Here is a 24,695-nt window from a genome sequence, read left to right as displayed (position 1 = left end):
ATACTTTTAATGTATCTATCAATTAAGGTAACAGAATCTTGGTAATTCACACCTCAAGAACACCGTTCTTTGAAGCAAGCGGCTTTCTTACTCTCATGATGCATGAAATTCCAAGTAGAACGAGGAAGATTTAACCTATGCTTAAGCAAGAATAACTTTCTGAATTTTCTATCGACTTTCGAGTAAGAACTGAATAGGAGCATGCGAATGACTGGGTCAAAATGGCAATGGTTACTGAAGCAAATGACGCGCAAATTGTGGGTTCGCACATCACTTTATGCCTTACTTGCTGTCGCCACCGCCCTAATATCCATTGTTTTAAACCAGTTCATTACTCTGCCTCCTGCAATCAACGTCAGTAAGGATTTGCTTAACAACATATTAAATATCCTCGCGACTTCCATGCTTGCGGTGACCACATTCTCGCTCAATATAATGGTCTCAGCGTACAGTGCCGCTAGTGCAGGGGTAACGCCGCGAGCGACAAAACTGTTGATGGAAGACAGCACAACACAAAATGCTTTGGCGACCTTTCTTGGCTCTTTTCTATTTAGTTTGGTAGGCATTATCGCGCTAGGCATTGGCGCCTATCATCAACAAGCACAAATTTACCTATTCATCGTTACCATCGCCGTGATCGTGATGATCATACTCACCTTGCTACGTTGGATTCAGCACCTTTCTGTACTAGGGAGAGTCAGTGAAACTACCTCCTACGTGGAACAAGCTTTGTTAGATGCGATAAGAAAACGTGGTCGGGAACGCTGGTTAGGCGCTCACCCATGGAGCCATCCAGAACATAAACCCAGAGGAAGCAAGCCTATTTTCAGCCAAGAAATTGGCTACTTACAGCATGTTGATATGCATCATCTCGATAGTATTGCTGAAGCAAACCAATGCACCATCTATCTTGAACGACAACCAGGAAGTTTTGTGTATGTGAGTCAACCATTGGCTTGGGTTTGTGGAGCGTTGCCAGACGAAAACGAAATAACTGCGGCCTTCACGATTCGAACGGAGCGTTCCTATGATCAAGATCCTCGTTTTGGATTAGTCGTAATGGCGGAGATCGCCTCACGAGCTCTCTCCCCCGCCGTGAATGATAACGGTACCGCGATTGATGTTCTTGGGCGTTCTGTACGAGCGCTTTCATTATGGGGAGAGTTACTCAGCGAGCCGCCTACCAAGACTCGATACCCTAGGTTATTTGTGCCCGCATTAAGCTGCCAAGATTTATTTGATGATGTCTTTTTGCCAATCGCGCACGATGGTGCAGCGCAACTCCAAATACAGATTCGCCTACAAAAAGCCTTGCTGGCTCTTTCTAGTATGCACCCCAAGTTGTTTTTATCACCTGCAACCAAGCTATCAGAAAAAGCTTTAGAGCTCGCCTTGAGCCAGCATTATACCGAAGATGAGAAACACCAACTCTCTCATCTGTCTAATCTAGTTACAGACCAAAAAGCTAATGGTTAGGCAAGTAAAATTCAGTTGAAATAGGTTACCGAAAGGCCTTGTACATCATGATATGTGTTCATAACACACAGCAGAAAAGTCACTTCGTTTATGCATAATTAAAGACTCTGTGCGTTAGGTCTCTTTTCTCTTGGTGAGGGAATCTATATTCTGACGCACAATTTTTAAGGTAAGTGATGGAATAATGACAACGTCTACAACTCTTCCACCTGCTGGTCTCTTTCGTCGACTTGCAGCGTTGATTTACGACACATTGATTATTATCGCAATTGAAATGATGGCCGCAGGTATTGTTATGGCCATTGTGTTTGCACTAAATGCTGCAGGGCTGTTGAGCTATGGCGAGTACGCAGATGCCGCTGATATGCTCGGGAAGCACCCTGTATTAAGCCCTCTGTTTACACTGTATCTTGCGGTTGTGTGGATATACTTCTTTGTCTTCTTCTGGACGCGAGCAGGACAAACACTTGGGATGCGCGCTTGGAAACTTCGAGTTCGCAATGCCAAAGACGGCGCGCCGATTACAGTCACTCAAGCCCTGATTCGCATTGCAACATCTGGCTTTGGTTTGGCAAACCTGACTGTACCGATTGATCCCAAGAAACGTGGGTTCCACGACATTTGGGCAAAAACAGAGGTTGTTGTGTTGCCTAAGGCAAACTAACTTATCCGGGAATACAAAAAAGGAAGGCATAATGCCTTCCTTTTACATTTAGTCCGATGAAACATGGTTTATTCGGTGATACTTCAGCTACAGCTTTCTTCTCAGCAGCGCAATCGCAATGGCTAAGAACACTAGGCTCGGGGCCAATGCACCAAACACAGGGGATATGCCATACACCAAGCTTAATGGGCCAAAGAACTCACTGGATATATAAAAAGTAAACCCGGCAACCACGCCCGACAATACCCTTGCCCCCATGGTCACACTTCTGAGTGGACCGAAAACAAACGATAGCGCCATCAACATCATCACGGCAATTGAAAGCGGCTGTGTCAACTTACGCCAAAACGCCAATTCATAGCGAGACGCATCTTGCTCTGATGCTTTCAGATAGGTCACGTAATCATACAAACCGCTCAGTGATAACTCTTCAGGCTTTACCGTCACCACAGCTAGCTTATCTGGAGCCAATGACGTATGCCATTCCATATGTTCAATGTCTTGCTTCGAAATCACGTTTTCATTTTTCATATCCGTGATTTGTACGTCTCGCATCAACCAATTGTTATCTTGTTGATAGTCGACCTCTTCAGCAAAGATAACCTTTTGTAGATTCTTATCATCATCAAAACGCCACATATTTAAAGCATAAAGCTTGTCGTCTTCGACTTTACCTATAAAGATAAAGTCGTTTGCGTCACGAGCCCAAACTCCAGAACGAACTGAGACAATACTACCTCCCGATATCGCAAACGCACGTAAGTCACGCGCCATCTTTTGTGCTTCTGGAGCGCCCCATTGCCCTAACGTCATAACGATAAGCATAAGTGGCACCGCCGTTTTGAGCACGGATAACCCGATATCCAACTTTGAGAAACCAGCAGCTTGCATCACCACCAGCTCAGAGCTTGACGCCAACATACCCAAACCAATAAGGGCACCGAGTAATGCCGCCATTGGGAAGAACATTTCGATATCACGCGGCACACTCAGCAACACAAAGTACAACGCATGAGTGAGGTCATACACGCCTCGCCCTACTTTACGTAACTGTTCTACGTATTTGATGATGCCCGATAAGCCAACAAACGTCGCTAAAACCAAGGCAGTGGTAGAGATGATGGTTCTACCGATGTAAAGGTCTAAGATTTTGAACACAGCTTACGCGAGCCTCTTCTTACGGAATTTGTCTTTTATTCGTCGAGCAGCAACGCTGTCCATCATATTGGCCATGATTGCGACAATCAGTAACATCGCATTAATTGGCCACATGCCGATTGCCGCCGGAATGTCACCATCTTCTAATGCAGATTTTGTTGCACTAATCGCCAGGAAATACGCTAGATAAATAAGAATCGCGGGCCCCATTTTGGCAAATCGTCCCTGACGCGGATTCACCGCCGACAAAGGAATAACCAGCATCGTTAAGAGTGGAATACACACAAATAACGAAATTCGCCATTGCAGCTCTGCTTGTGCTTCTGGGTCTGGGTGTCCAATCAAATCAACCGTTGGGTACGCTTCCCAATCTCGCCCTTTCTTTTTGACCTCACGCTGGCCGATAACGCCTTCGTATTCATCGAATTTTGTGATCATATATTCAACGCGAGTCGGCACACCTTCATAACGCGTGCCTTCTTTCATGGTGATGACCTGACGGCCGTCCGACAGTTCTTTTACTTCACCAGAGGACGAGAACATCACACTCGGCAATACTGAATCTCTCGGGCGCATCTGCGCGACAAAAACGTTGCTCAATGTATTGTCTTTAATGTCATCAATGAACACAACCGATGAACCATCTGGCGTGCCTTGGAATTGCCCTTTCTTTAGCAAGTCAACGCTGTTTTCTGCCGCCACTTGTTCATAAAGTTGCTCTACACGGTCTTGAGACCACGGCGATAACCACAATGCATTAAAAGCCGCCACAGCAGAAGTAATCAGCGCTAAGTACAAGGCCGCTTGTACCAAGAATTTGTTACCAATACCTGTCGCGTTCATCACGACAATTTCGCTCTCTGCATACAGACGACCAAATGTGATCAATATGCCGATATACAGACTTAAAGGCAGCATTAATAGACCCATTGCTGGCATATTCAAACCAACAATCGAGAAAATCAATCCAGCAGGAATATCCCCATCAGAAGCATCAGCAAGAACACTTATGAATTTCTGGCTTACAAACACCAAAAAAAGTACGAAAAAAATCGCAAATTGGCTCTTGAGTGTTTCGCGGATCAAATATCTAACAATAATCACGCTGAAATTACCTATACAAAACTTGTTTTTTTGGTCGAATCACTATAGTTTCCCGTTGAACCATTTATTTTTTTAAAAATTATAAACTAGATGTTAGTCGCTTAATCAGCTCTGCATGTAAGCCTGGAGCTAAAATTCAACAAGTAAGCGATCATTATCTAACATTTAGAGCAATTTGTCTTCAGGATGTAGGAGTACGCATGGAGTTCAGTGTAAAAAGTGGCAGTCCAGAGAAACAACGTAGCGCATGTATCGTTGTTGGTGTGTTTGAACCACGTCGCCTTTCTCCAGTAGCCGAACAACTTGATAAAATCAGTGACGGTTACATCAGTTCACTACTTCGCCGTGGTGATCTAGAGGGTAAACCTGGTCAGATGCTGCTACTGCATCAAGTACCAGGTGTTTTGTCAGAGCGCGTTTTACTTGTCGGTTGCGGCAAAGAGCGTGAACTTGGCGAGCGCCAGTACAAGGAAATCATTCAAAAGACGATCAGCACACTTAACGAGACAGGCTCAATGGAAGCGGTATGTTTCCTAACTGAACTGCATGTTAAGGGTCGTGATACATACTGGAAAGTGCGCCAGGCTGTAGAAGCGACTAAAGATGGTCTATACACATTTAATCAATTCAAGAGCGTTAAACCTGAGACTCGCCGCCCACTGCGCAAGCTTGTTTTCAATGTACCAACGCGTCGTGAATTAAACTTGGGTGAAAAAGCAATCACTCATGGTCTCGCTATCGCATCAGGTGTCAAAGCTTCAAAAGACCTTGGCAACATGCCGCCAAACGTAGCTAATCCAGCTTACCTTGCTTCTCAAGCTCGTCGTCTAGCGGACGATTACGAAACCGTAACCACCAAAATCATTGGTGAGCAAGAGATGGAAAAACTGGGTATGACCTCTTACCTAGCAGTAGGCCGTGGTTCTAAAAACGAATCTATGATGTCTATCATCGAGTACAAAGGTAACCCTGACTCAGATGCAAAACCTATCGTGCTTGTAGGTAAAGGTCTAACCTTCGATTCAGGCGGTATCTCTCTAAAGCCGGGTGAAGGTATGGATGAGATGAAGTACGACATGTGTGGTGCGGCATCGGTATTCGGTACAATGAAAGCGCTAGCGAAGCTAAACCTACCAATTAACGTTATTGGTGTTCTAGCAGGCTGTGAAAACATGCCTGGCAGCAATGCTTACCGTCCAGGTGATATCCTAACGACAATGTCTGGTCAAACTGTAGAAGTTCTGAACACGGATGCAGAAGGTCGTCTTGTTCTTTGTGACGCACTGACTTACGTAGAGCGTTTCGAACCAGACTGCGTGGTTGACGTTGCAACCCTAACTGGTGCTTGTGTTATCGCACTAGGTCACCACATCAGTGGCGTTATCTCTAACCACAACCCTCTTTCTCATGAGCTAGTTAACGCTTCAGAGCAAGCGAGTGACCGTGCATGGCGTCTACCAATGGCAGATGAGTACCACGAGCAGCTGAAGAGCCCGTTTGCGGATATGGCAAACATTGGTGGCCGCCCTGCTGGTACTATCACTGCGGGTTGCTTCTTATCTAAGTTCGCGAAGAAGTACAACTGGGCTCACGTCGATATCGCAGGTACTGCGTGGAAATCAGGCGCAGCGAAAGGCTCAACGGGCCGTCCTGTCTCAATGCTTGTCCAATTCCTTTTGAACCGCAGCGGCCAAGAGACAGAAGAGTAATTTCTGAACAAAATCTAAAAGGGCCGCAAGGCCCTTTTTTATTATCCTAATTTTCTAAAATGAAAATGGGATTTAAGATGGTCTTAGGAAGAGACCCAAGGCAAGTGAGAGAATGACGCAAACTGCAACCTTCTACATCATTAACGAAGAGAGCCCGCAAGCAACGGTGGCTGGCTTTGAAGAGTACATTGTGTTTTTGGCGCAGCACTTTGCCCGCCAAGGCGCTAAAGTGTATTTAAACTGCCAAGACAAACCACACGCCGAGCAGCTCGCTGAAGCCTTTTGGCAAGTTGATGTAGACAAGTTCATGGCACATAACCTAGTAGGCGAGGGACCGAAATACGCCACCAATATTGAGATCGGCCATAACGGTGTAAAGCCGTCTTGGAATCGTCAATTGGTAATTAATTTGGCGGAAAATGAGACAACCTTTGCGAACAAGTTTGCTCAAGTGGTAGACTTCGTGCCCTGCGAAGAAAAAGCTAAACAACTCGCAAGAGAAAGATATAAAATTTACCGTCAAGCAGGTTACCAGCTGCAAACGATCGAAATTCAATATCCTTAACGGTCAATCCTTATAGTTAAGGCGATCTTGTTAAGATCCCTCACTTATAAAGATTGACTAAGATTCAACCATCAACGTATCCATTAAAAGAGCGCTATGGAAAAGACATACAACCCAACTTCAATCGAACAAGCTCTGTATCAGACTTGGGAAGAGAAAGGCTACTTTAAGCCACACGGTGACACTACTAAAGAATCATACAGCATCATGATCCCGCCACCGAACGTCACTGGTAGCCTACACATGGGCCACGCGTTCCAAGATACGATCATGGATACGCTTATCCGTTGTGAACGTATGAAGGGTAAAAACACCCTTTGGCAAGTAGGTACTGACCACGCTGGTATCGCAACTCAGATGGTTGTTGAGCGTAAGATCGCTGCAGAAGAAGGCAAAACAAAACACGATTACGGTCGTGAAGCTTTCATCGACAAAATCTGGGAATGGAAAGGCGAATCTGGTGGCACTATCACTAAACAGCTTCGTCGTCTTGGCGCATCAGTAGACTGGGACCGTGAGCGCTTTACGATGGACGATGGTCTATCTAACGCCGTTCAAGAAGTGTTCGTACGTCTATACGAAGACGATCTAATCTACCGCGGTAAGCGTCTAGTTAACTGGGATCCAAAGCTACACACAGCGATTTCAGATCTAGAAGTAGAGAACAAAGACACTAAAGGTCACATGTGGCACTTCCGCTACCCACTAGCAGATGGTGCTAAAACAGCGGATGGCAAAGACTACATCGTTGTTGCAACGACTCGTCCAGAGACCATGCTAGGCGATACGGGTGTTGCAGTTAACCCAGAAGATCCACGTTACAAAGATCTTATCGGTAAAGAAATCATCCTTCCTATCGTTGATCGTCGCATCCCAATCGTGGGCGATGAGCACGCAGATATGGAAAAAGGTACTGGCTGTGTGAAAATCACACCTGCGCACGACTTCAACGACTACGAAGTTGGTAAGCGCCACCAGCTACCAATGATCAACATTCTGACTTTCGACGCGAACATCCGCGACGCAGCAGAAGTATTCAACACTAACGGCGAAGCAAGCGACGCTTACAGCACTGAGCTACCAGCTAAATATCACGGTATGGAGCGTTTTGCCGCTCGTAAAGCTATCGTTGCTGAATTCGACGAGCTAGGCCTACTTGAAGAAGTGAAAGATCACGATCTACAAGTTCCTTACGGCGACCGTGGTGGCGTGGTTATCGAACCAATGCTAACTGACCAATGGTACGTACGTACTGCGCCTCTAGCGAAAACAGCAGTTGAAGCAGTAGAAAACGGCGACATCCAATTCGTTCCTAAGCAATACGAAAACATGTACTTCTCTTGGATGCGTGACGTTCAAGACTGGTGTATCTCTCGTCAGCTATGGTGGGGTCACCGCATCCCAGCTTGGTACGACAACCAAGGTAATGTTTACGTAGGTCGCACTGAAGAAGAAGTTCGCAAGAACAACAACCTAGAGTCAGTAATTGAGCTGCATCAAGACGAAGACGTACTGGATACATGGTTCTCTTCTGCGCTATGGACGTTCGGTACTCAAGGTTGGCCAGAGCAAACTGACGATCTGAAAGTATTCCACCCTTCAGACGTTCTAGTAACTGGTTTCGACATCATCTTCTTCTGGGTTGCGCGCATGATCATGATGACCATGCACTTCGTGAAAGACGAAAATGGCAAACCACAAGTACCATTTAAGACAGTTTACGTTACCGGCCTAATCCGTGACGAAAACGGCGACAAGATGTCGAAGTCGAAAGGTAACGTACTTGACCCAATCGACATGATCGATGGTATCGACCTAGAGTCTCTAGTAGAGAAGCGTTGTGGCAACATGATGCAGCCTCAGCTAGCGAAGAAGATCGAGAAGAACACTCGTAAGACGTTTGAAAACGGTATCGAAGCATACGGTACAGACGCACTGCGTTTCACTCTTGCAGCAATGGCATCAACAGGTCGCGATATCAACTGGGATATGAAGCGTCTTGAGGGTTACCGTAACTTCTGTAACAAACTATGGAACGCAAGCCGTTACGTAATGATGAACACAGAAGAGCAAGATTGTGGTTTTGGTGAAGGTGAGATCGAGTACTCATTAGCAGACAAGTGGATCGAGTCTCAGTTTGAGCTCGCAGCGAAAGCGTTCAACAACCATATCGACAACTTCCGTCTAGATATGGCTGCGAACACGCTATACGAATTCATCTGGAACCAATTCTGTGACTGGTACCTAGAGCTAACTAAACCCGTTCTATGGAAAGGTACTGAAGCGCAACAGCGTGGTACTCGCCGTACACTAATCACGGTACTTGAGAAAACGCTACGTCTAGCTCACCCTGTGATTCCTTACATCACAGAAACTATCTGGCAAAGCATCAAGCCACTAGTTGACGGTGTTGAGGGCGAGACAATCATGCTACAAACTCTGCCTCAGTTTGACGAAGCGAACTTCCACCAAGAAGCGCTAGACGACATCGAATGGGTGAAAGCGTTCATCACTAGCATCCGCAACCTACGTGCTGAGTACGACATCAACCCTGGCAAGCCTCTAGACGTTATGCTGAAAGCAGCGAATGAGAAAGACGCCTCTCGTCTAGAAGCAAGCAAACAAGTATTGATGTCTCTAGCGAAGCTAGAAGCAGTACGCGTGCTTGAAGCTGGCGAAGAAACCCCAGCGTGTGCAACGGCACTGGTTGGCAAGTCTGAGCTGATGATCCCAATGGCGGGTTTGATCGACAAAGATGCAGAGCTTGCTCGTCTAGATGGCGAAATCAAGAAGACGCACGGCGAAATCAAGCGTATCGAAGGCAAACTGGGCAACGAAGGCTTTGTAGCGAAAGCACCTGAAGCTGTTGTTGCTAAAGAGCGTGAGAAGCTTGAAGGCTACAAAGAGACACTAGCTAAGCTAGAAGAGCAGAAGACAACGATCGCTGCACTTTAAGCCTCAGTGAAAGAGAAGAACTAACACTTCTCACTTTGAATCCAAAGGTTGGCCATCATGGTCAACCTTTTTTGTATATCTTTCACCAAAAACTATCATCAATAGCTTTCCCCTATCGCAACAATACTCATCATCCATTAGCATTAATGAGAATTATTATCGATAATGAACTCATCGAAACAAACACGATTGAGTAATTATCATGAAAAAGACACTAACTTTCGCAGCACTGCATTTTACTATCGCATTTAGTGTCGCTTACGTACTCACAGGCGACATTTTAATTGGTAGTTTAATTGCCATGATTGAGCCTTCAGTGAACACCGTAGCCTTCTACTTTCATGAAAAGGCATGGGCAAAAGTCCCAGCACTTAAAGCTCGTCAGTGGATGACCAAATTAAAAACCGCAAGCTTTGCGACCGTGCACTTCAGCGTCGCTTTTACCGTGGTTTACTTACTAACAGGTGATGCATTTGTCGGCGGCGTAATGGCGATGCTAGAGCCGAGTTTGAATACGGTGGCTTACTACTTCCACGAGAAAGTATGGATGCGTAAATCATCAGCAAAAACTCCAGCACCGCAGTTTTGTTTACATCACCACGCTTAAACATGGAGGCTCACTACGTCTCCTAACGAGCCAAATGACATTTATCATTGACAAAGTTGCGCACCGCAATTAATTTAATTGCGGTGCGCAACTTTATTTTTAGAGGTAAGTGATAATGAACGCTCGTCAACTCCGACACTACTCCCGTCAAGCCGTCCGATTGCTTGGTATGCTCGATAAACAATGCGGCGATGTCGCTCTTACCCCGGTACAAGCGCACGCATTAGGTGAAATCCAATTGCAGCCATTGACCATCAACCAACTGGCGCAGCAGCTTAGTGTCGACAAGTCCAATGCAAGCCGCACCATTACTGGTTTGATTAAATTAGGTTTGGTTGAGAGCATCGAAAACCCGAAAGATAAACGAAGCCAACTCGTAGTGCTCACAATTCAAGGACAGCAGGCGTTATCGCAACTAGACCAACAGCAAAACAGCTTTTTTGAGCAGTTGCTTACACAACTTGATGACTGTGAGCAAGAACAACTCAAACTTGGTCTAGAGACTTACCTAAAAGGGCTGATAAAAGTATGTCAGGCAGAGGAATACGTTCTTCGACCTCTTACAAAAGCAGACAACCCGCAAGTCGCAGATGTGATTCGTAAAGTCTCTGCTGAATACGGCTTAACCGCAGACAAAGGTTATGGTGTGGCCGATCCAACGCTTGATGATATGTATTCGGTTTACAATCAATGCGGCGCCGCCTATTGGGTCATTGAACATCGCGGAGAGATCGTTGGTGGCGGTGGCTTTGCCCCTTTAGCTGGTGAGCCAAATGTGTGTGAGCTGCAAAAGATGTACTTCTTACCTCAAACACGAGGACACGGTTTAGCCAAACGCATCGTCGCATTGAGCTTACAACTGGCGAAACAGTTTGGGTATCAGCAGTGCTATTTAGAAACAACCGAATGTCTAAGAGAGGCGGTAGGCTTGTATGAAAAGCTAGGCTTTGAGCACCTCAATGCCCCGCTTGGACAAACAGGGCATGATGCATGTGAAGTCGTAATGCTTAAGGTACTGTAATAAAAAATATTATCAGACGTTAAAGCACAACGTGGGTAACGCAAAGCTCCTGGCTCAATGCAACAGTGAAGTTTTGGCGTTGCCCATCCAATTCAACAGACAACTGATAGAGATCATTTGGATCAGGGTCATTAAGATCAGCATACTTTGGCGCTTCAATCTGGAATAAAGCGCTCGCATGCTCCGCTCGGACATCAATAGGAATATGGTAAGTCATGCCATTAAACTTTACCGCTGCTGACACTAGTCCTGGCGCAAATGTCTGGTAATACAAATCGACCTTAAATTCACACCCGCCACCATGGTGCCAAATCTGCTCGGTTGCCACGCGATCTAAACGCACGTTGCGAATAAACTGCAAGTACGGTTCTTGCCACACGCCCAGTCGCTCATCACTTTTCTTATATTGATGTTCAGAAAGCGGGCACAGCTCTGGCTTATCCTCATCGAATAAAAGATCTTCTTCTTCCTCTAGGAACAATATCTCAAAACGATTACGCCCCATTTGCATGTATGGGCGAATGTCTTTCTTATACACACTTTGCGAGCCATCACAATCAAACACAGCCACGCCGTTCAAACGTACCTCCGCATGGTAATCAACACCACCCATTACCATTTCCACTGCAGGAAATGCCATCATCGCCTCATCCACTTCAATGTCATGCATCAGGTGCCACTCTTGCTGACGAATTGCTTCTTCCGTCAATTCATCAGGCAGGACCAGACTTAAAGGGGCGGGAAAAGTGATGTCATCCTGTGGAATCGAGAGGTCCGTCAGTGGAGAGACTTGCCATAAACCGGCGAGTGAGAGTTGCATATACACCTTGCGCTAGATCAATTTTCACGCATTATAGGGAGAAATCCCCTATAAACTCAATGTGAATTATTTATCACCTCCACATACATCTGTTGTTGGATGCCATTTTCAAGGTATAAAAAACCAGCGTTAAACGCTGGTTTTTCTAAAAGAGGTGAGCTTTGATTACTCGTCGTCTTCATCTTCTTCAGGGTAAAGCGCATCTTCCCCTTCGTAGTACGTACCCCAACCGTCATAGATGATGTCGTATTTTTCTGCCAAGTGAATCAGTTTTTCAACTTGCGCATCAATGGCTTCTGCGTCTAATGCTGATTCCATGGTTGCGTCACAGCAAAGCAACTTGTTGCCATCTTCATCTTCAGTTTCTTCCGCTTCAAGCACTTCAAAGCCCATCTTGAATGCTTCAACTACCGCTTTTTCTAGCGTGTCAAAATCTTCTGCAAACAGGTGGTGCTCGATTTCGTATAGCGAATCTGGATCGCTGCCATCTTCTAGCAATGCTGCAATGATATCGCGAGTCTCTTCCTTTTGAATCTCAATTAATTCTTCTACTGATAGATATTCATCTTCGTGAGACATGTTTTGGCTCCAGATTAGTTACTTGATAGAAACACTATACCCGATACTGAGTATGCTGATCCGGTGAAATATGGCATGGATTGCGATGAAAAGCCACAAACAAACATCATACTACCGCGATTCTTATCGGTTATTTGAATATAAATATTAAACCGACCATGCAAAGAAACAAAAAATTAACAAAAAATGGCATTTTTTAATATTCAGAACATCCTAACTGACACTTAATGCGGTTATTTTCTCTTTCTGTGCGTGTTTATGGCGCTTTCTTGAATACACTCACGTGTAAAACGAAGAAGCATAACGAATAAATTTACTTCAATAATGCATAATTGAGAATAAAAATGCACGTTTTATGCACTATGCATGTATTCTTTCTCAATGGGAAAATTAGAATAAAAACGCACGCTCTCCACATTTCACAAAATAGAATTTAAACCCAAACCAAAACTTCATTAGCAAAACAAACAAAACTAAAATCTAAAAAACAATAAAAAATCAGAATATAGGCAAAGCGTAGTAATTTGCATCTTTCTAGGAAGCTTGTCATAACTAACGGCTGGAAAATTTGTAAGGATACAAAATGAGCAAGCTGTACGTTGGATCAGAAGTTGGTCAACTTCGACGAGTTCTATTAAATCGCCCAGAGCGCGCCCTAACCCACTTAACTCCATCAAACTGTCATGAATTACTGTTTGATGATGTTCTTGCTGTAGAAGCGGCAGGTGAAGAGCACGATGCGTTCGCACGCACGCTACGCGATCAAGATGTAGAAGTGCTTCTCCTCCACGATTTACTGGTCGAAACCCTCGCCGTTCCAGAAGCAAAACAGTGGCTGCTAGATACTCAGATTTCTGACTTTCGTTACGGGCCAACCTTTGCGCGAGACCTACGCCAATATTTTTCAGAAATGGATGATGAACACCTTGCCAGCATATTTTTAGGTGGCTTAGCTTACTCAGAGCTGCCGATCACCTCATCTTCTATGCTGCCAAAAATGAAGCGTCCGCTGGATTTTGTTATTGAGCCACTACCTAACCACCTATTTACGCGTGATACCTCATGCTGGGTTTATGGTGGTGTATCGCTCAACCCAATGATGATGCCTGCACGCCAACGTGAGACAAACCACTTACGTGCGATTTATCGTTGGCACCCAATTTTTGCTGGCCAAGACTTTATCAAATACTTCGGTGATGATGATCTGCATTATGATAATGCGAATGTCGAAGGCGGTGATGTGTTGGTTATTGGTAAAGGTGCAGTTCTGATCGGTATGTCTGAGCGCACGACCGCGCAAGGTGTAGAAAACCTTGCAGCGAGCCTGTTTAAGGCAGGACAAGCAACCGAAGTGATTGCGATTGATCTGCCTAAACACCGTTCATGCATGCATTTAGACACCGTTATGACCCATATGGATGTGGACACGTTCTCTGTTTACCCAGAGATCATGCGCAAAGATCTCGACACATGGCGCTTAACACCAAAAGGCAATGGTGAAATGCATGTTGAAGCATCTCATAACTACCTGCATGCGATTGAATCTGCTCTTGGCTTAGATCAGCTGAAAATCATCACCACTGGTGGTGACAGTTATGAAGCTGAGCGCGAACAATGGAATGACGCCAATAACGTTCTTACCGTAAAACCGGGCGTTGTGATTGGTTACGAACGCAATGTATACACCAACGAAAAATACGACAAAGCTGGTATCAAAGTACTGACAGTCCCAGGTAACGAGCTTGGCCGTGGCCGTGGTGGCGCCCGCTGCATGAGCTGTCCGATAGAGCGAGACGATATATAACCAATTCGTCCTTTTACATTAAATGAATAAAAACTAAGGTTGATGTGAGTGCATCAACCTTTTTTAGTTTCACGCAAAAATAATTATTCACAAATAAAGCATTTATATGTTTTAATGCATTCTATTAATTCAATCACACGTACTAAGGGACGAGCTATGGCTTTCAATTTACGTAACCGCAACTTTTTGAAGCTATTGGATTTCTCAACCAAAGAAATCCTGTTCTTGCTCGAACTGTCTGCAGAGCTAAAAAAAGCAAAATATGCAGGAACAGAGCAGAAGACACTTCAAGGTAAAAACATTGCACTCATCTTTGAGAAATCTTCGACTCGTACCCGATGTGCGTTTGAAGTCGCAGCTTTTGATCAAGGCGCTCAAGTCTCTTACATCGGCCCTTCTGGTTCTCAGATTGGCCATAAAGAATCAATGAAAGACACCGCACGCGTCTTAGGTCGCATGTATGACGGCATCGAATATCGCGGCTTTGGCCAATCCATTGTTGAAGAGCTTGGCACTTATGCTGGTGTTCCAGTGTGGAATGGTTTGACTGATGAGTTCCACCCAACCCAAATCCTTGCCGATTTCCTTACCATGCAAGAGCACGGACGCGGTAAGCAGCTGCATGAAATGACCTTCGCTTACCTAGGCGATGCACGCAACAATATGGGCAACTCGCTCATGGTGGGTGCCGCTAAAATGGGCATGGATATTCGCCTTGTCGCGCCAAAAGCGTTCTGGCCTGAAGAAGATTTGGTGGCAACTTGCCAAACTATCGCGCAGCAAACTGGTGCAAAAATCACATTAACTGAAAGCGTGGAGGAAGGCGTGAAGGGTTGTGACTTCCTTTACACCGATGTTTGGGTATCTATGGGTGAATCCGCTGAGGCATGGGATGAACGTGTGGCTTTAATGACACCATATCAAATCAATATGGACGTGATTAAACAAACGGGTAATCCACATGTGAAGTTCATGCACTGTCTTCCGGCTTTCCACAATGATGAGACCACCGTCGGCAAAGAAGTCGCTGAAAAATACGGCATGAAAGGCCTTGAAGTAACAGAAGAGGTATTTGAGTCAGAATACTCCATCGTATTCGACGAAGCTGAAAACCGTATGCACACTATCAAAGCCGTGATGGTAGCAACATTAGGAAGCTAAACTAGCAAGCCAAAACAGCCGCTAAAAACCATGATGTAATCGCTTGCGCTCACGAAAGTTAAGCGTATAATGCTCGGCAATTTGTCTGAGGATTAAGAAATGACCAAGCTAATTGCCGACATGAAAACGCGATTTGCTCTAGCTAAGCGACTACGCTTACGTGGTGTTATTTTCGTTAATTCTATTGAATTTTAAAACCTCCCCATTTGGGGAGGTTTTTTTATGTCCAAAATTCCTTTCGGCAATTTGGATGTAGTCATCAATGTTATAGGGAAGAAGATCATGGCGAACTCGCTTTACCAGAAGCACATCATCTCTATTCCAGAGCTTTCACGTGAAGAACTGGAACTTATCGTAGAAACAGCAGGCAGCCTTAAAAAAGCACCTCGACCAGAACTGATTAAAAACAAAGTCGTTGCCAGTTGTTTCTTTGAACCATCAACACGTACACGTTTATCGTTTGAAACAGCGATTCAACGCATTGGTGGTGACGTGATTGGCTTTGATAATGATGGTAATACCTCTCTGGCGAAAAAAGGCGAAACACTCGCAGATTCAGTACAGGTCATCTCTTCTTACGTCGATGCCTTTGTGATGCGCCATCCACAAGAAGGCGCCGCTCGCTTGGCCTCTGAATTCTCAAATGGCGTGCCAGTGATCAACGCTGGTGACGGTGCAAACCAACACCCAACTCAAACGCTACTCGACCTATACACCATCGCGGAAACACAAGGTCGTCTAGACAACTTGAACGTCGCGTTCGTCGGTGACCTAAAATATGGCCGCACGGTGCACTCTCTGACTCAAGCCTTAGCGAAGTTTAATAACATCCGCTTCTTCTTTGTTGCACCAGAAGCATTGGCAATGCCAGATTACATCTGCGAAGAGCTAGATGAAGCTGGCATTCAATATAGTCTGCACACGGACATGGAGAGCGTGATTCCTGAACTAGATATTCTGTACATGACACGAGTACAGAAAGAACGTTTTGACGAATCGGAGTACGCGCACATTAAATCGGCGTATATTTTGACAGCTGCCTTACTCGAAGGGGCGCGCGAGAATCTAAAAGTACTCCACCCACTACCACGTGTGGATGAAATCACAACCGATGTTGATAAAACGCCTCATGCTTACTTCTTCCAGCAAGCTCAAAATGGCGTATACGCTCGCCAAGCACTGTTGGCGCTTGTTCTAAACGAAACACTGTAATCGAGGAGAAAACCCATGGCTAAAGAAACTCAATTGCAGGTAGAAGCAATCAAAAATGGCACGGTCATCGACCACATCCCTGCGCAAATCGGCATCAAAGTACTAAGACTGTTCGATATGCACAATTCATCACAGCGCGTTACGATTGGTCTGAACTTGCCATCATCAGCACTCGGTCATAAAGATCTACTCAAAATCGAAAATGTGTTTATTAATGAAGAGCAAGCGAGCAAGTTGGCGCTGTATGCTCCTCACGCGACCGTGAACCAAATCGAAAATTATGAAGTGGTGAAAAAGCTCGCATTAGAGCTTCCAGAGCGCATTAACGATGTCTTCGAATGCCCAAATTCAAACTGTATTTCTCACAATGAACCAGTAGAAAGCAGCTTTAGCGTATTCGAAAAGAAACAAGAAATCCGCCTAAAGTGTAAGTACTGCGAGAAAGTGTTCTCACGTGAGATCGTAACCGAACGATAAACACACCGTACGACTAGTTTAAAATACCCCGCAATGCCGGGGTATTTTACTCTTTACCTACCACGGGTTTAGAGGCAAACTGAGAATCTTTATTCCCTACAACTGATGGAAAAATCAAATGACGAAAGTACTTCACACTGAATCTGCACCAGCAGCAATCGGTCCTTACGTTCAAGGCGTAGATCTAGGTAACATGGTTCTTACTTCAGGCCAAATCCCAGTAAACCCAGCGACAGGTGAAGTGTCTGCTGATATCGCAGAACAAGCTCGTCAGTCTCTAGAAAACGTAAAGGCTGTAGTTGAATCTTCAGGTCTTAAAGTATCTGATATTGTAAAGCTAACGGTTTTTGTTAAAGACCTAAATGACTTTGGCACAGTGAACGAAGTTTACGGCAAGTTCTTTGATGAGCACGGCGTAGCAAACTACCCTGCACGCTCTTGTGTAGAAGTGGCTCGCCTACCAAAAGATGTTGGCATCGAGATTGAAGCAATCGCTGTTCGCAAATAATTGCACTTGCTGACAAACATAAAAAAACGGGTAGCTCAGGCTACCCGTTTTTTATTGTCTTTTCGTGATGATATCGCAGTAAAACTTAAGCAGCGTTGCGCTGTTTGACTTCTTCATCTAACGATTCAAGCTTCTCTTTCATCTGTTCACGACAGATATTCGCTAACTCGCGAATGCTCTCTTTACCATAGCCTTCAGTGCTGATTGGAGGTAGCATTTCAACAATCACATGACCATTGTTCCAACGGTTCAGCTTAATTTTATTCGTCGAGCTACATACGATAGGAATGATTGGCACACCTGCACCAATTGCCGCATGAAAAGCACCTGTTTTGAATGGCAGCAAACCACGCCCACGAGAACGCGTGCCTTCTGGGAACATCCACACCGAAACATCACTTTCTTTCATGCTGCTCACGACCTGATCGATAGTACCTTTTGCTTTAGAGCGATTCGCTCGGTCAATCAGGATGTTACCCGTAAGCCAGTAAAGCTGACCAAACAGTGGCATCCAAGCCAAGCTCTTTTTACCTACTGTCACAACTTTCGGGGTCACAGCAGCAGAAACAGTAAACATGTCCCAGTTGTTCTGGTGGTTAGCAATGTAAACATGTTGTCCGCGTGAATACGCATCTTCAGGGATACGCAGCTCTAACTTAATCCCAAATACACGAGACATCTTGGCAAACAAGCGGCCAAAAGTGAAAACGTGCTTAGGGTTTCGGGGGCTTAACAGGCAGTAACCACAACCACCAATAAACATAACAATCGCAAAGATAGCGACAGCAAATACACGTAACAGTGCAATCATTCTTGTTCTCCAGGAACCGGCTTTTGCCAGATACAGCTATTAATTTCTCTCTTTCCATAAAGGATAACTATGGTCATGAGAGTGATATAAAAAAGCCGAAACTCAGGTTTCGGCTCTCTTGATATCCAAGTTACCTGCGGTGCAGTTTAACTTGCCTCGCTCACTCGCTCAATATTTGCGCCAAGTGCAGCCAGTTTATTTTCGATTTTGTCGTAACCGCGGTCGATATGGTAAATACGATCAACGATGGTTTCGCCTTTAGCAATACAGCCCGCAATTACCAAACTAGCCGAAGCTCGTAGGTCGGTTGCCATCACTTGCGCACCACTTAATGACTCAACATCACCACAGATAACGGTGTTGCCTTCAATCTCGGCTTTCGCGCCCATACGCATCAATTCTGGTACGTGCATAAAGCGGTTTTCAAAGATAGTCTCAGTGATCACGCCGCCGCCTTTAGCCATCATGTTTAGTAGCGTAAATTGCGCTTGCATATCGGTCGGGAAGCCTGGATGCGGCGCTGTACGTACACTCACTGCTTTCAGCTCGCGATCAGTCATATCAACTGAAATCCAATCTTCACCCGTTTCGACAAGCGCGCCAGCTTCTTCTAGCTTGGCTAAAACCGCTTCAAGCAAATGAGCGTTAGTGTTACGACATACTACTTTACCGCCAGATACCGCGGCAGCGACAAGGAATGTTCCCGTCTCAATACGGTCGGCAACCACGTTGTGTTTACAACCACCTAGGCGCTCAACACCCTCAATCGTGATCGTATCTGTGCCTGCACCAGAAATTTTTGCACCAAGCTTATTTAGGAAATCCGCGGTGTCTACAATTTCAGGTTCACGCGCCGCGTTGTCTAGCGTTGTAGTGCCTTCAGCAAGTGCTGCAGCACACATGATGGTGATCGTCGCGCCTACGCTGACTTTATCCATCACGATGTGCGCACCTTTTAGACGACCATCAACCTCAGCTTTAACGTAACCATCTTCAAGCGTAATCGTTGCGCCAAGCTGCTCTAGGCCAGAAATATGCAGATCAACAGGACGAGCACCGATAGCACAACCGCCAGGTAGAGAAACCTGACCTTGACCAAATCGCGCTACGAGCGGACCCAAAGCCCAAATAGAAGCACGCATGGTTTTCACCAAATCATACGGTGCGCAGTATTCAGTAATGCTACTAGGATCGACGTGAACAGAACCATTACGGCTTACTTTCGCGCCTAAACGCTTAAGCAGTTCCATGGTTGTATCGATATCACGAAGGTGTGGCACGTTTGCCACTTCTACAGGCTCTTCCGCCAAGATAGACGCAAATAAAATCGGCAGTGCTGCGTTTTTTGCACCGGAAATGGTCACTTCACCAACGAGTGGTTTATCTGACCCAATAACTCGAAACTTTTCCATCAATAAACCTTAAAGCGACATCAGTTTCTTATCACGAGCCCACTCTTCTGGTGTGAACGCTTTAATTGATAATGCGTGAATGTCGTTACGCTGGATGTATTCCATCAGAGGACCATAAATTAACTGCTGCTTCTTAACGCGGCTCATTCCATCGAAACAAGCATCAACAGCAACCACCTCATAGTGGCTACCTTCACCTTTTACATGCACTTCTTGAAGGTTTAGTGCTTCTTCTAATAACTGTTGTACTTTTGCGCTATCCACAATTTACCCCTGATAATTCTGTATGTGTTTGGCCACTAAAGATTCAACATTGCTAAGTTGAAACAAAGTGCGCAGTTGCGCCGGCACGAAACTGAGCATTATATGACAGTTTTGCTTTTTTGCATGCTCTAATAAGTGGATTAACATCACCATTCCTGCAGAGTCGACGCGCTCTATCTCTTTTAACGAGCATTCCAGCTCAGCTTGAGCTGGTTGCCATTGCTGAGCATACGCCCACAATGAGGGTACTGTATCTCTATCAAGTGCCCCTGTTAGCTTAAGAATGTTTTGATCTAATTGCCACTGAGCGGGAGTCTGGGCCATTATTTCTTCGCCTCAAAGCGAATCGGTTCCGCAGCTAATTTCTCTAGATCTTTCGCGACAGATAGAATGCCTTCTTGACGAATTTTGCTATTCCATTCTGACTGTTTGCTAGAGAGTAAACTAATGCCTTCCGCAATCATATCGAACGCTTCCCACTCACCAGATTTGTTGTCTTTACGCAATTTGAACTCTAACTTGATGTTTGGACGCGGCGTATCGATGATATCAACTTTAATGCTGGTGATACGCTTAGAGTCATCAATGCTAGGCTCAGGACCAAATTCAATTTGTTGATCACTGTATTGCGTTAGCACTTGGGCATATGAAGCAATTAAATACGCGCGAAATGCATCGATAAACTCAAGTACATCCTCACGTTTCGCTCCTTTTAGGTTTGGACCTAGGAGCTTTAACCCAGCATAGCGGTAGTTGACGTAAGGCATTAGCTCTTCTTCGACAATCACCTTGAGTAAATCTGGGTCTTGTTTGATTTTCGGCTGCTCGGCTTTTAATCTTTCGAAAGTGACTTCAGCCACTTGCTTCATCATCTTATAAGGTTCAGTTTTATCCACTTCTGCTGCACTTGTACCAAACGCGCTAAACACAGCACAAACTGAAAGTAATAATCTCGCTAACATAGTTATTCCTTACTTGAATCGTCTGAACCACCTACGCTGTAAAGCACTTGACCAATTAAGTCTTCAAGCACGAGCGCTGATTTGGTGTCTTCGATGGTATCGCCATCGACCAGCATGACTTCATCGTCAAAAACAAAGCCTGGTACTAAACCAATGTATTGCTCACCAATCAAGCCAGACGTCAAAATTTGTACGCTTGACGTTTCTGGGAATTGATTGTATTTGCTATTGATCGATAGACTCACAACAGGTAATAAGTTATCTGGGTTAAGCGAAATATTGCTTACCCGGCCAATTACAACCCCACCCACTTTTACTGGCGAGCGAACTTTTAAACTACCAATATTATCGAACTCAGCTTTGAGGGTGTAAGTATCACCAGAGCCAATGCTTTTTACGTCAGCAACTTGAAAAATCATCACAAGAATCGCGCAAATTCCCGCTAATACAAAGCTGCCAACCCATAATTCAGTTTTACGTGTTTGTTGCATGATTAATTCCCAAACATCAATGCGGTCAGTACAAAGTCTAGTCCTAGTACTGCTAAAGAAGAATGCACAACAGTGCGCGTAGTTGCTCGGCTGATCCCTTCCGAAGTTGGAATAGCATCATAACCATTAAATAGAGCGACCCAAGTAACCGTAATTGCAAACGCAAAGCACTTGATCATACTGTTACCAATATCCTGTCCTAGTTCAACTGAGGACTGCATCGCTGACCAAAAACTGCCATGGTCAACACCTTTCCAGTCAACACCAACAAGCTGGGCGCCCCAAATACCCACCGCCATGAAAATCATAGCCAGTAATGGCATTGAAATAGCACCAGCCCAAAAACGTGGCGCGATCACTCTTTTCAAAGGATCTACCGCCATCATTTCAAGGCTAGAAAGTTGCTCCGTCGCTTTCATCAAGCCTATTTCTGCAGTTAACGCAGAGCCTGCACGACCAGCAAACAGAAGTGCAGTGACAACGGGCCCTAATTCACGTAGCAATGAGAGCGCCACCATTTGACCCAAACTGCCCTCTGCGCCGTAATCCACCAGCACAACATAGCCTTGTAGGCTCAAGACCATACCAATGAACAACCCAGATACGACGATAATCGCCAGAGACTGGACGCCTACGGAATAAAGTTGTTTAACGAGCAGAGGAAAGCTTTTGAGCGGTTGTGGCTTAGTAAACAGTGCCCCGATCAGCATGAAAGTCGCACGACCAAATGCTCCGCAGATGGAGAGCGTTCGTCTACCTAGTGAGGCGACAAAATGCATAAAGTTATCGACCATCAAATAAGTCCTTTTCGATACTTTGAGAAGGGAAGCGAAACGGTACAGGACCATCTGCATCACCTTGTAAGAACTGCTGAACGCGAGGGTCAGGATTCTGATTAAGCTCTTCTGGTGTGCCAAAAGCGATAATTTTGCCATCGGCCATCAGATAAACCCAATCGGCAATACTCATCACTTCAGGCACGTCGTGAGAAACGACTATAGAAGTTAAACCTAACGCTTGATTTAGATTACTAATAAGCTCAACCAAGACACCCATGGTGATTGGGTCTTGTCCGACAAATGGTTCATCGTACATGATTAAATCTGGGTCTAGGGCGATCGCACGCGCCAACGCAGCGCGTCTAGCCATGCCACCCGATAGCTCGCTTGGCATCAATTGTGCCGCGCCGCGTAAACCGACGGCTTCAAGCTTAAGCAATACCATGGTACGAATCAGCTCTTCAGATAAATTCGTATGCTCTCGCAATGGGAAGGCAACGTTATCAAAGACATTCAAATCAGTGAATAAAGCTCCTGATTGAAACAACATGCTCATTTTCTTTCGAGCATGGTAGAGTTTTTTACGCGAGAGAGAGGGAATATTGTCGCCATCAAACCAGATCTCTCCTTGCTCGGGATACAACTGACCACCAATTAAACGCAGCAGTGTTGTTTTACCAATTCCCGATGGTCCCATAATGGCCGTCACTTTGCCCTCAGGAACATGCAGATCAATACCATCAAAGATCTTGCGCTCTCCCCGTGAAAAAGTGAGGTTGTTCACGGTGACTAAATCGTTGTTCGACATATCATCTCTTCTACTGTCGGAGCGTTGCAACTCACGGCATCATCAACCAGACACACAACGGAGTTGAATTTCACGTTTAATAAAGTAACGTCGGTACATTTATTAGGCTGCAATCATAAGCACATTGGCTTTGAATTTAAAGCACTGTTCAATTAAATAAAGTCGAGTATATACCTGCAATTTTTTGTGGATTACGATCAAATCAGCGCAAAGTGTTTAAATCCTAGACAAGAATTGCTGATTTAAATGAACGACATTTGCATACATTTTCGTTACTAACCTTTAATTTATTCGTCGTTTATCTTCCATTTTAGGCCGCAAAAGGTCAAAATTAGCGGTTATTCATTTTACTTATTTAATACTTAGGAATTCTCATGCTCGAAGCCGTAGCGTTGCTTATAGTCGGTCTTGTTTTGCTCGTATGGAGTGCAGATAAACTTGTTTTTGGTTCTGCAGCGATAGCCCGCAACGTCGGTATTTCACCTCTTGTCATCGGCATGACAATCCTTGCGATGGGCTCTTCTGCGCCAGAGATGATGGTTTCTGCAACCGCAGCCTGGGACGGAAAAACCGATACTGCCGTGGGTAACGTTTTAGGCTCAAACATCGCGAACATCGCGTTAATCCTAGGTATTACAGCACTCATCAAGCCTCTGTCGATTAGCTCCGCGGTCATCCGCCGGGAACTGCCATTAATGATTGCAGTAACAGTACTCGCCGGTATTCTGCTTTGGAATAGTCATCTCGGTTTTTATGAAGGTGTCTTATTGTTTGTACTCTTTGGGGCATTTTTATTTGCTATGTTGCAGATCAGCCGCAAAGAACAAAAAGCAGGTGATGTTTTTCTTGATGACCAAGAGTCAGAAATCCCAGAAGGCGTCAGCAACCCTAAAGCGATCATGTGGGTGGTTATTGGCCTGATACTGCTTCCTTTGGCAGCAAGCATGCTAGTGGATAACGCGGTGATTATTGCAAAGTATTTTGGCATGAGCGATCTTGTCATCGGTCTGACTATCATTGCCATCGGTACTAGTCTACCTGAGCTCGCAGCATCGCTTGCTGGTGTTTTAAAAGGTGAAGACGACATGGCCGTCGGTAACATTATTGGCTCGAATGTGTTTAATATTCTGGCCGTAATGGGCATTCCCGGCATCATTAATCCATCGGTACTGAGTGAGTACGCGATGGGACGTGACTTCTGGGTCATGTTAGGCGTTTCACTGTTACTTGTCGCGATGTGTTTGGGTAAATCACGCAGTATTAACCGTATTGAAGGTGCAATCTTGTTTGCATGCTTCCTAGGTTATCAAGTGTACTTATTCGCAAACATGGCCGCTTAATTACCACG

Annotated in this window: 26 protein-coding genes; 14 read left to right on the top strand and 12 right to left on the bottom strand. The window is 45.1% G+C overall.

From position 1 onward, the window contains the following. Nucleotides 1–207 precede the first annotated feature (207 nt). The gene (locus tag ACWPOD_RS19975; RefSeq protein ID WP_395195817.1) at nucleotides 208–1,476 is read left to right on the top strand and encodes a DUF2254 domain-containing protein; all 1,269 of its coding nucleotides are present in this window, start codon (nucleotides 208–210) and stop codon (nucleotides 1,474–1,476) included. Between the two features lie 184 nt (nucleotides 1,477–1,660). After that, on the top strand, nucleotides 1,661–2,140 hold the full coding sequence (locus ACWPOD_RS19970) for an RDD family protein (protein WP_046873615.1): 480 nt from the start codon (nucleotides 1,661–1,663) through the stop codon (nucleotides 2,138–2,140). A gap of 87 nt (nucleotides 2,141–2,227) precedes the next feature. Here the strand turns inward: ACWPOD_RS19970 and lptG are convergent, their stop codons facing one another. Then, the gene (gene lptG, locus ACWPOD_RS19965) at nucleotides 2,228–3,298 is read right to left on the bottom strand and encodes an LPS export ABC transporter permease LptG (RefSeq protein WP_456232156.1); all 1,071 of its coding nucleotides are present in this window, start codon (nucleotides 3,296–3,298) and stop codon (nucleotides 2,228–2,230) included. Between the two features lie 3 nt (nucleotides 3,299–3,301). Continuing rightward, nucleotides 3,302–4,402, bottom strand: a complete 1,101-nt coding sequence (gene lptF / locus ACWPOD_RS19960; protein WP_006742363.1) for an LPS export ABC transporter permease LptF — start codon at nucleotides 4,400–4,402, stop codon at nucleotides 3,302–3,304. Between the two features lie 200 nt (nucleotides 4,403–4,602). Here lptF and pepA point away from each other — a divergent pair, with 200 nt between their 5' ends. The 5 genes from pepA to ACWPOD_RS19935 all read left to right on the top strand — a co-directional run bounded on the left by pepA (nucleotide 4,603) and on the right by ACWPOD_RS19935 (nucleotide 11,259). Then, entirely contained in the window at nucleotides 4,603–6,111 is a 1,509-nt protein-coding gene (gene pepA / locus ACWPOD_RS19955; RefSeq protein WP_005397459.1) for a leucyl aminopeptidase, read from the top strand. Between the two features lie 112 nt (nucleotides 6,112–6,223). Continuing rightward, on the top strand, nucleotides 6,224–6,676 hold the full coding sequence (locus ACWPOD_RS19950; RefSeq protein WP_256966144.1) for a DNA polymerase III subunit chi: 453 nt from the start codon (nucleotides 6,224–6,226) through the stop codon (nucleotides 6,674–6,676). A gap of 96 nt (nucleotides 6,677–6,772) precedes the next feature. Continuing rightward, on the top strand, nucleotides 6,773–9,631 hold the full coding sequence (locus ACWPOD_RS19945; protein WP_046873613.1) for a valine--tRNA ligase: 2,859 nt from the start codon (nucleotides 6,773–6,775) through the stop codon (nucleotides 9,629–9,631). A gap of 202 nt (nucleotides 9,632–9,833) precedes the next feature. Further along, on the top strand, nucleotides 9,834–10,238 hold the full coding sequence (locus ACWPOD_RS19940; RefSeq protein ID WP_005397464.1) for a DUF2061 domain-containing protein: 405 nt from the start codon (nucleotides 9,834–9,836) through the stop codon (nucleotides 10,236–10,238). A 115-nt stretch (nucleotides 10,239–10,353) separates the two neighbouring features. Continuing rightward, nucleotides 10,354–11,259: a bifunctional helix-turn-helix transcriptional regulator/GNAT family N-acetyltransferase gene (locus tag ACWPOD_RS19935; protein WP_456232155.1), complete on the top strand. Its 906-nt coding sequence runs from the start codon at nucleotides 10,354–10,356 to the stop codon at nucleotides 11,257–11,259. Between the two features lie 19 nt (nucleotides 11,260–11,278). On the opposite strand, the gene ACWPOD_RS19930 is transcribed toward ACWPOD_RS19935, so the two are convergent. Continuing rightward, a complete protein-coding gene (locus ACWPOD_RS19930) occupies nucleotides 11,279–12,079 on the bottom strand; it encodes a glycosyl hydrolase 2 galactose-binding domain-containing protein (RefSeq protein WP_046873612.1) in 801 nt (266 codons plus the stop codon). A gap of 165 nt (nucleotides 12,080–12,244) precedes the next feature. Further along, complete coding sequence (gene rraB / locus ACWPOD_RS19925; protein ID WP_005381081.1) at nucleotides 12,245–12,658, bottom strand: ribonuclease E inhibitor RraB; 414 nt, start codon at nucleotides 12,656–12,658, stop codon at nucleotides 12,245–12,247. Between the two features lie 583 nt (nucleotides 12,659–13,241). On the opposite strand from rraB, the gene arcA reads away from it, so the two are divergent. The 6 genes from arcA to ACWPOD_RS19895 all read left to right on the top strand — a co-directional run bounded on the left by arcA (nucleotide 13,242) and on the right by ACWPOD_RS19895 (nucleotide 17,820). Further along, nucleotides 13,242–14,462 (top strand): arginine deiminase, encoded by a 1,221-nt coding sequence (arcA, locus tag ACWPOD_RS19920; RefSeq protein ID WP_006742359.1) that lies wholly within the window; start codon nucleotides 13,242–13,244, stop codon nucleotides 14,460–14,462. Nucleotides 14,463–14,618: 156 nt separating this feature from the next. Continuing rightward, on the top strand, nucleotides 14,619–15,623 hold the full coding sequence (locus ACWPOD_RS19915) for an ornithine carbamoyltransferase (RefSeq protein ID WP_167426226.1): 1,005 nt from the start codon (nucleotides 14,619–14,621) through the stop codon (nucleotides 15,621–15,623). Between the two features lie 99 nt (nucleotides 15,624–15,722). Beyond that, complete coding sequence (locus ACWPOD_RS19910) at nucleotides 15,723–15,818, top strand: hypothetical protein (protein WP_031780631.1); 96 nt, start codon at nucleotides 15,723–15,725, stop codon at nucleotides 15,816–15,818. Between the two features lie 87 nt (nucleotides 15,819–15,905). Next, nucleotides 15,906–16,835, top strand: coding sequence for an aspartate carbamoyltransferase (gene pyrB, locus ACWPOD_RS19905; RefSeq protein ID WP_005397473.1), 930 nt, complete (start codon nucleotides 15,906–15,908; stop codon nucleotides 16,833–16,835). A 15-nt stretch (nucleotides 16,836–16,850) separates the two neighbouring features. Further along, nucleotides 16,851–17,312, top strand: coding sequence for an aspartate carbamoyltransferase regulatory subunit (gene pyrI / locus ACWPOD_RS19900; RefSeq protein ID WP_005381086.1), 462 nt, complete (start codon nucleotides 16,851–16,853; stop codon nucleotides 17,310–17,312). A 118-nt stretch (nucleotides 17,313–17,430) separates the two neighbouring features. Then, entirely contained in the window at nucleotides 17,431–17,820 is a 390-nt protein-coding gene (locus tag ACWPOD_RS19895; protein WP_005381087.1) for a RidA family protein, read from the top strand. Between the two features lie 85 nt (nucleotides 17,821–17,905). Here ACWPOD_RS19895 and ACWPOD_RS19890 read toward each other — a convergent pair whose 3' ends face one another. From ACWPOD_RS19890 to mlaF, 8 genes are all read right to left on the bottom strand, one after another. After that, nucleotides 17,906–18,631: a 1-acylglycerol-3-phosphate O-acyltransferase gene (locus tag ACWPOD_RS19890; protein WP_258688692.1), complete on the bottom strand. Its 726-nt coding sequence runs from the start codon at nucleotides 18,629–18,631 to the stop codon at nucleotides 17,906–17,908. 146 nt (nucleotides 18,632–18,777) lie between these two features. After that, nucleotides 18,778–20,043, bottom strand: a complete 1,266-nt coding sequence (murA, locus tag ACWPOD_RS19885; protein ID WP_046873610.1) for a UDP-N-acetylglucosamine 1-carboxyvinyltransferase — start codon at nucleotides 20,041–20,043, stop codon at nucleotides 18,778–18,780. 9 nt (nucleotides 20,044–20,052) lie between these two features. Next, nucleotides 20,053–20,307, bottom strand: coding sequence for a BolA family iron metabolism protein IbaG (gene ibaG, locus ACWPOD_RS19880; protein ID WP_005396230.1), 255 nt, complete (start codon nucleotides 20,305–20,307; stop codon nucleotides 20,053–20,055). A 3-nt stretch (nucleotides 20,308–20,310) separates the two neighbouring features. After that, nucleotides 20,311–20,631, bottom strand: a complete 321-nt coding sequence (locus tag ACWPOD_RS19875; RefSeq protein ID WP_005396231.1) for an STAS domain-containing protein — start codon at nucleotides 20,629–20,631, stop codon at nucleotides 20,311–20,313. Continuing rightward, nucleotides 20,631–21,269, bottom strand: coding sequence for a phospholipid-binding protein MlaC (mlaC, locus tag ACWPOD_RS19870; protein WP_046873609.1), 639 nt, complete (start codon nucleotides 21,267–21,269; stop codon nucleotides 20,631–20,633). The genes ACWPOD_RS19875 and mlaC overlap by 1 nt, the downstream gene beginning before the upstream one ends. A gap of 2 nt (nucleotides 21,270–21,271) precedes the next feature. Continuing rightward, complete coding sequence (gene mlaD / locus ACWPOD_RS19865) at nucleotides 21,272–21,760, bottom strand: outer membrane lipid asymmetry maintenance protein MlaD (protein WP_005396233.1); 489 nt, start codon at nucleotides 21,758–21,760, stop codon at nucleotides 21,272–21,274. Nucleotides 21,761–21,762: 2 nt separating this feature from the next. Then, nucleotides 21,763–22,554 (bottom strand): lipid asymmetry maintenance ABC transporter permease subunit MlaE, encoded by a 792-nt coding sequence (gene mlaE, locus ACWPOD_RS19860; protein WP_005396234.1) that lies wholly within the window; start codon nucleotides 22,552–22,554, stop codon nucleotides 21,763–21,765. Beyond that, nucleotides 22,544–23,347, bottom strand: a complete 804-nt coding sequence (mlaF, locus tag ACWPOD_RS19855) for a phospholipid ABC transporter ATP-binding protein MlaF (RefSeq protein WP_005396235.1) — start codon at nucleotides 23,345–23,347, stop codon at nucleotides 22,544–22,546. Before mlaF ends, mlaE begins: the two co-directional genes overlap by 11 nt. Before the next feature lie 374 nt (nucleotides 23,348–23,721). On the opposite strand from mlaF, the gene ACWPOD_RS19850 reads away from it, so the two are divergent. Next, nucleotides 23,722–24,687, top strand: coding sequence for a calcium/sodium antiporter (locus tag ACWPOD_RS19850; protein WP_258586168.1), 966 nt, complete (start codon nucleotides 23,722–23,724; stop codon nucleotides 24,685–24,687). Nucleotides 24,688–24,695: the final 8 nt, after the last annotated feature.

It is taken from the genome of Vibrio sp. JZG120 (assembly GCF_053890955.1).
This window is presented reverse-complemented; position numbering and strand designations above follow the sequence as displayed.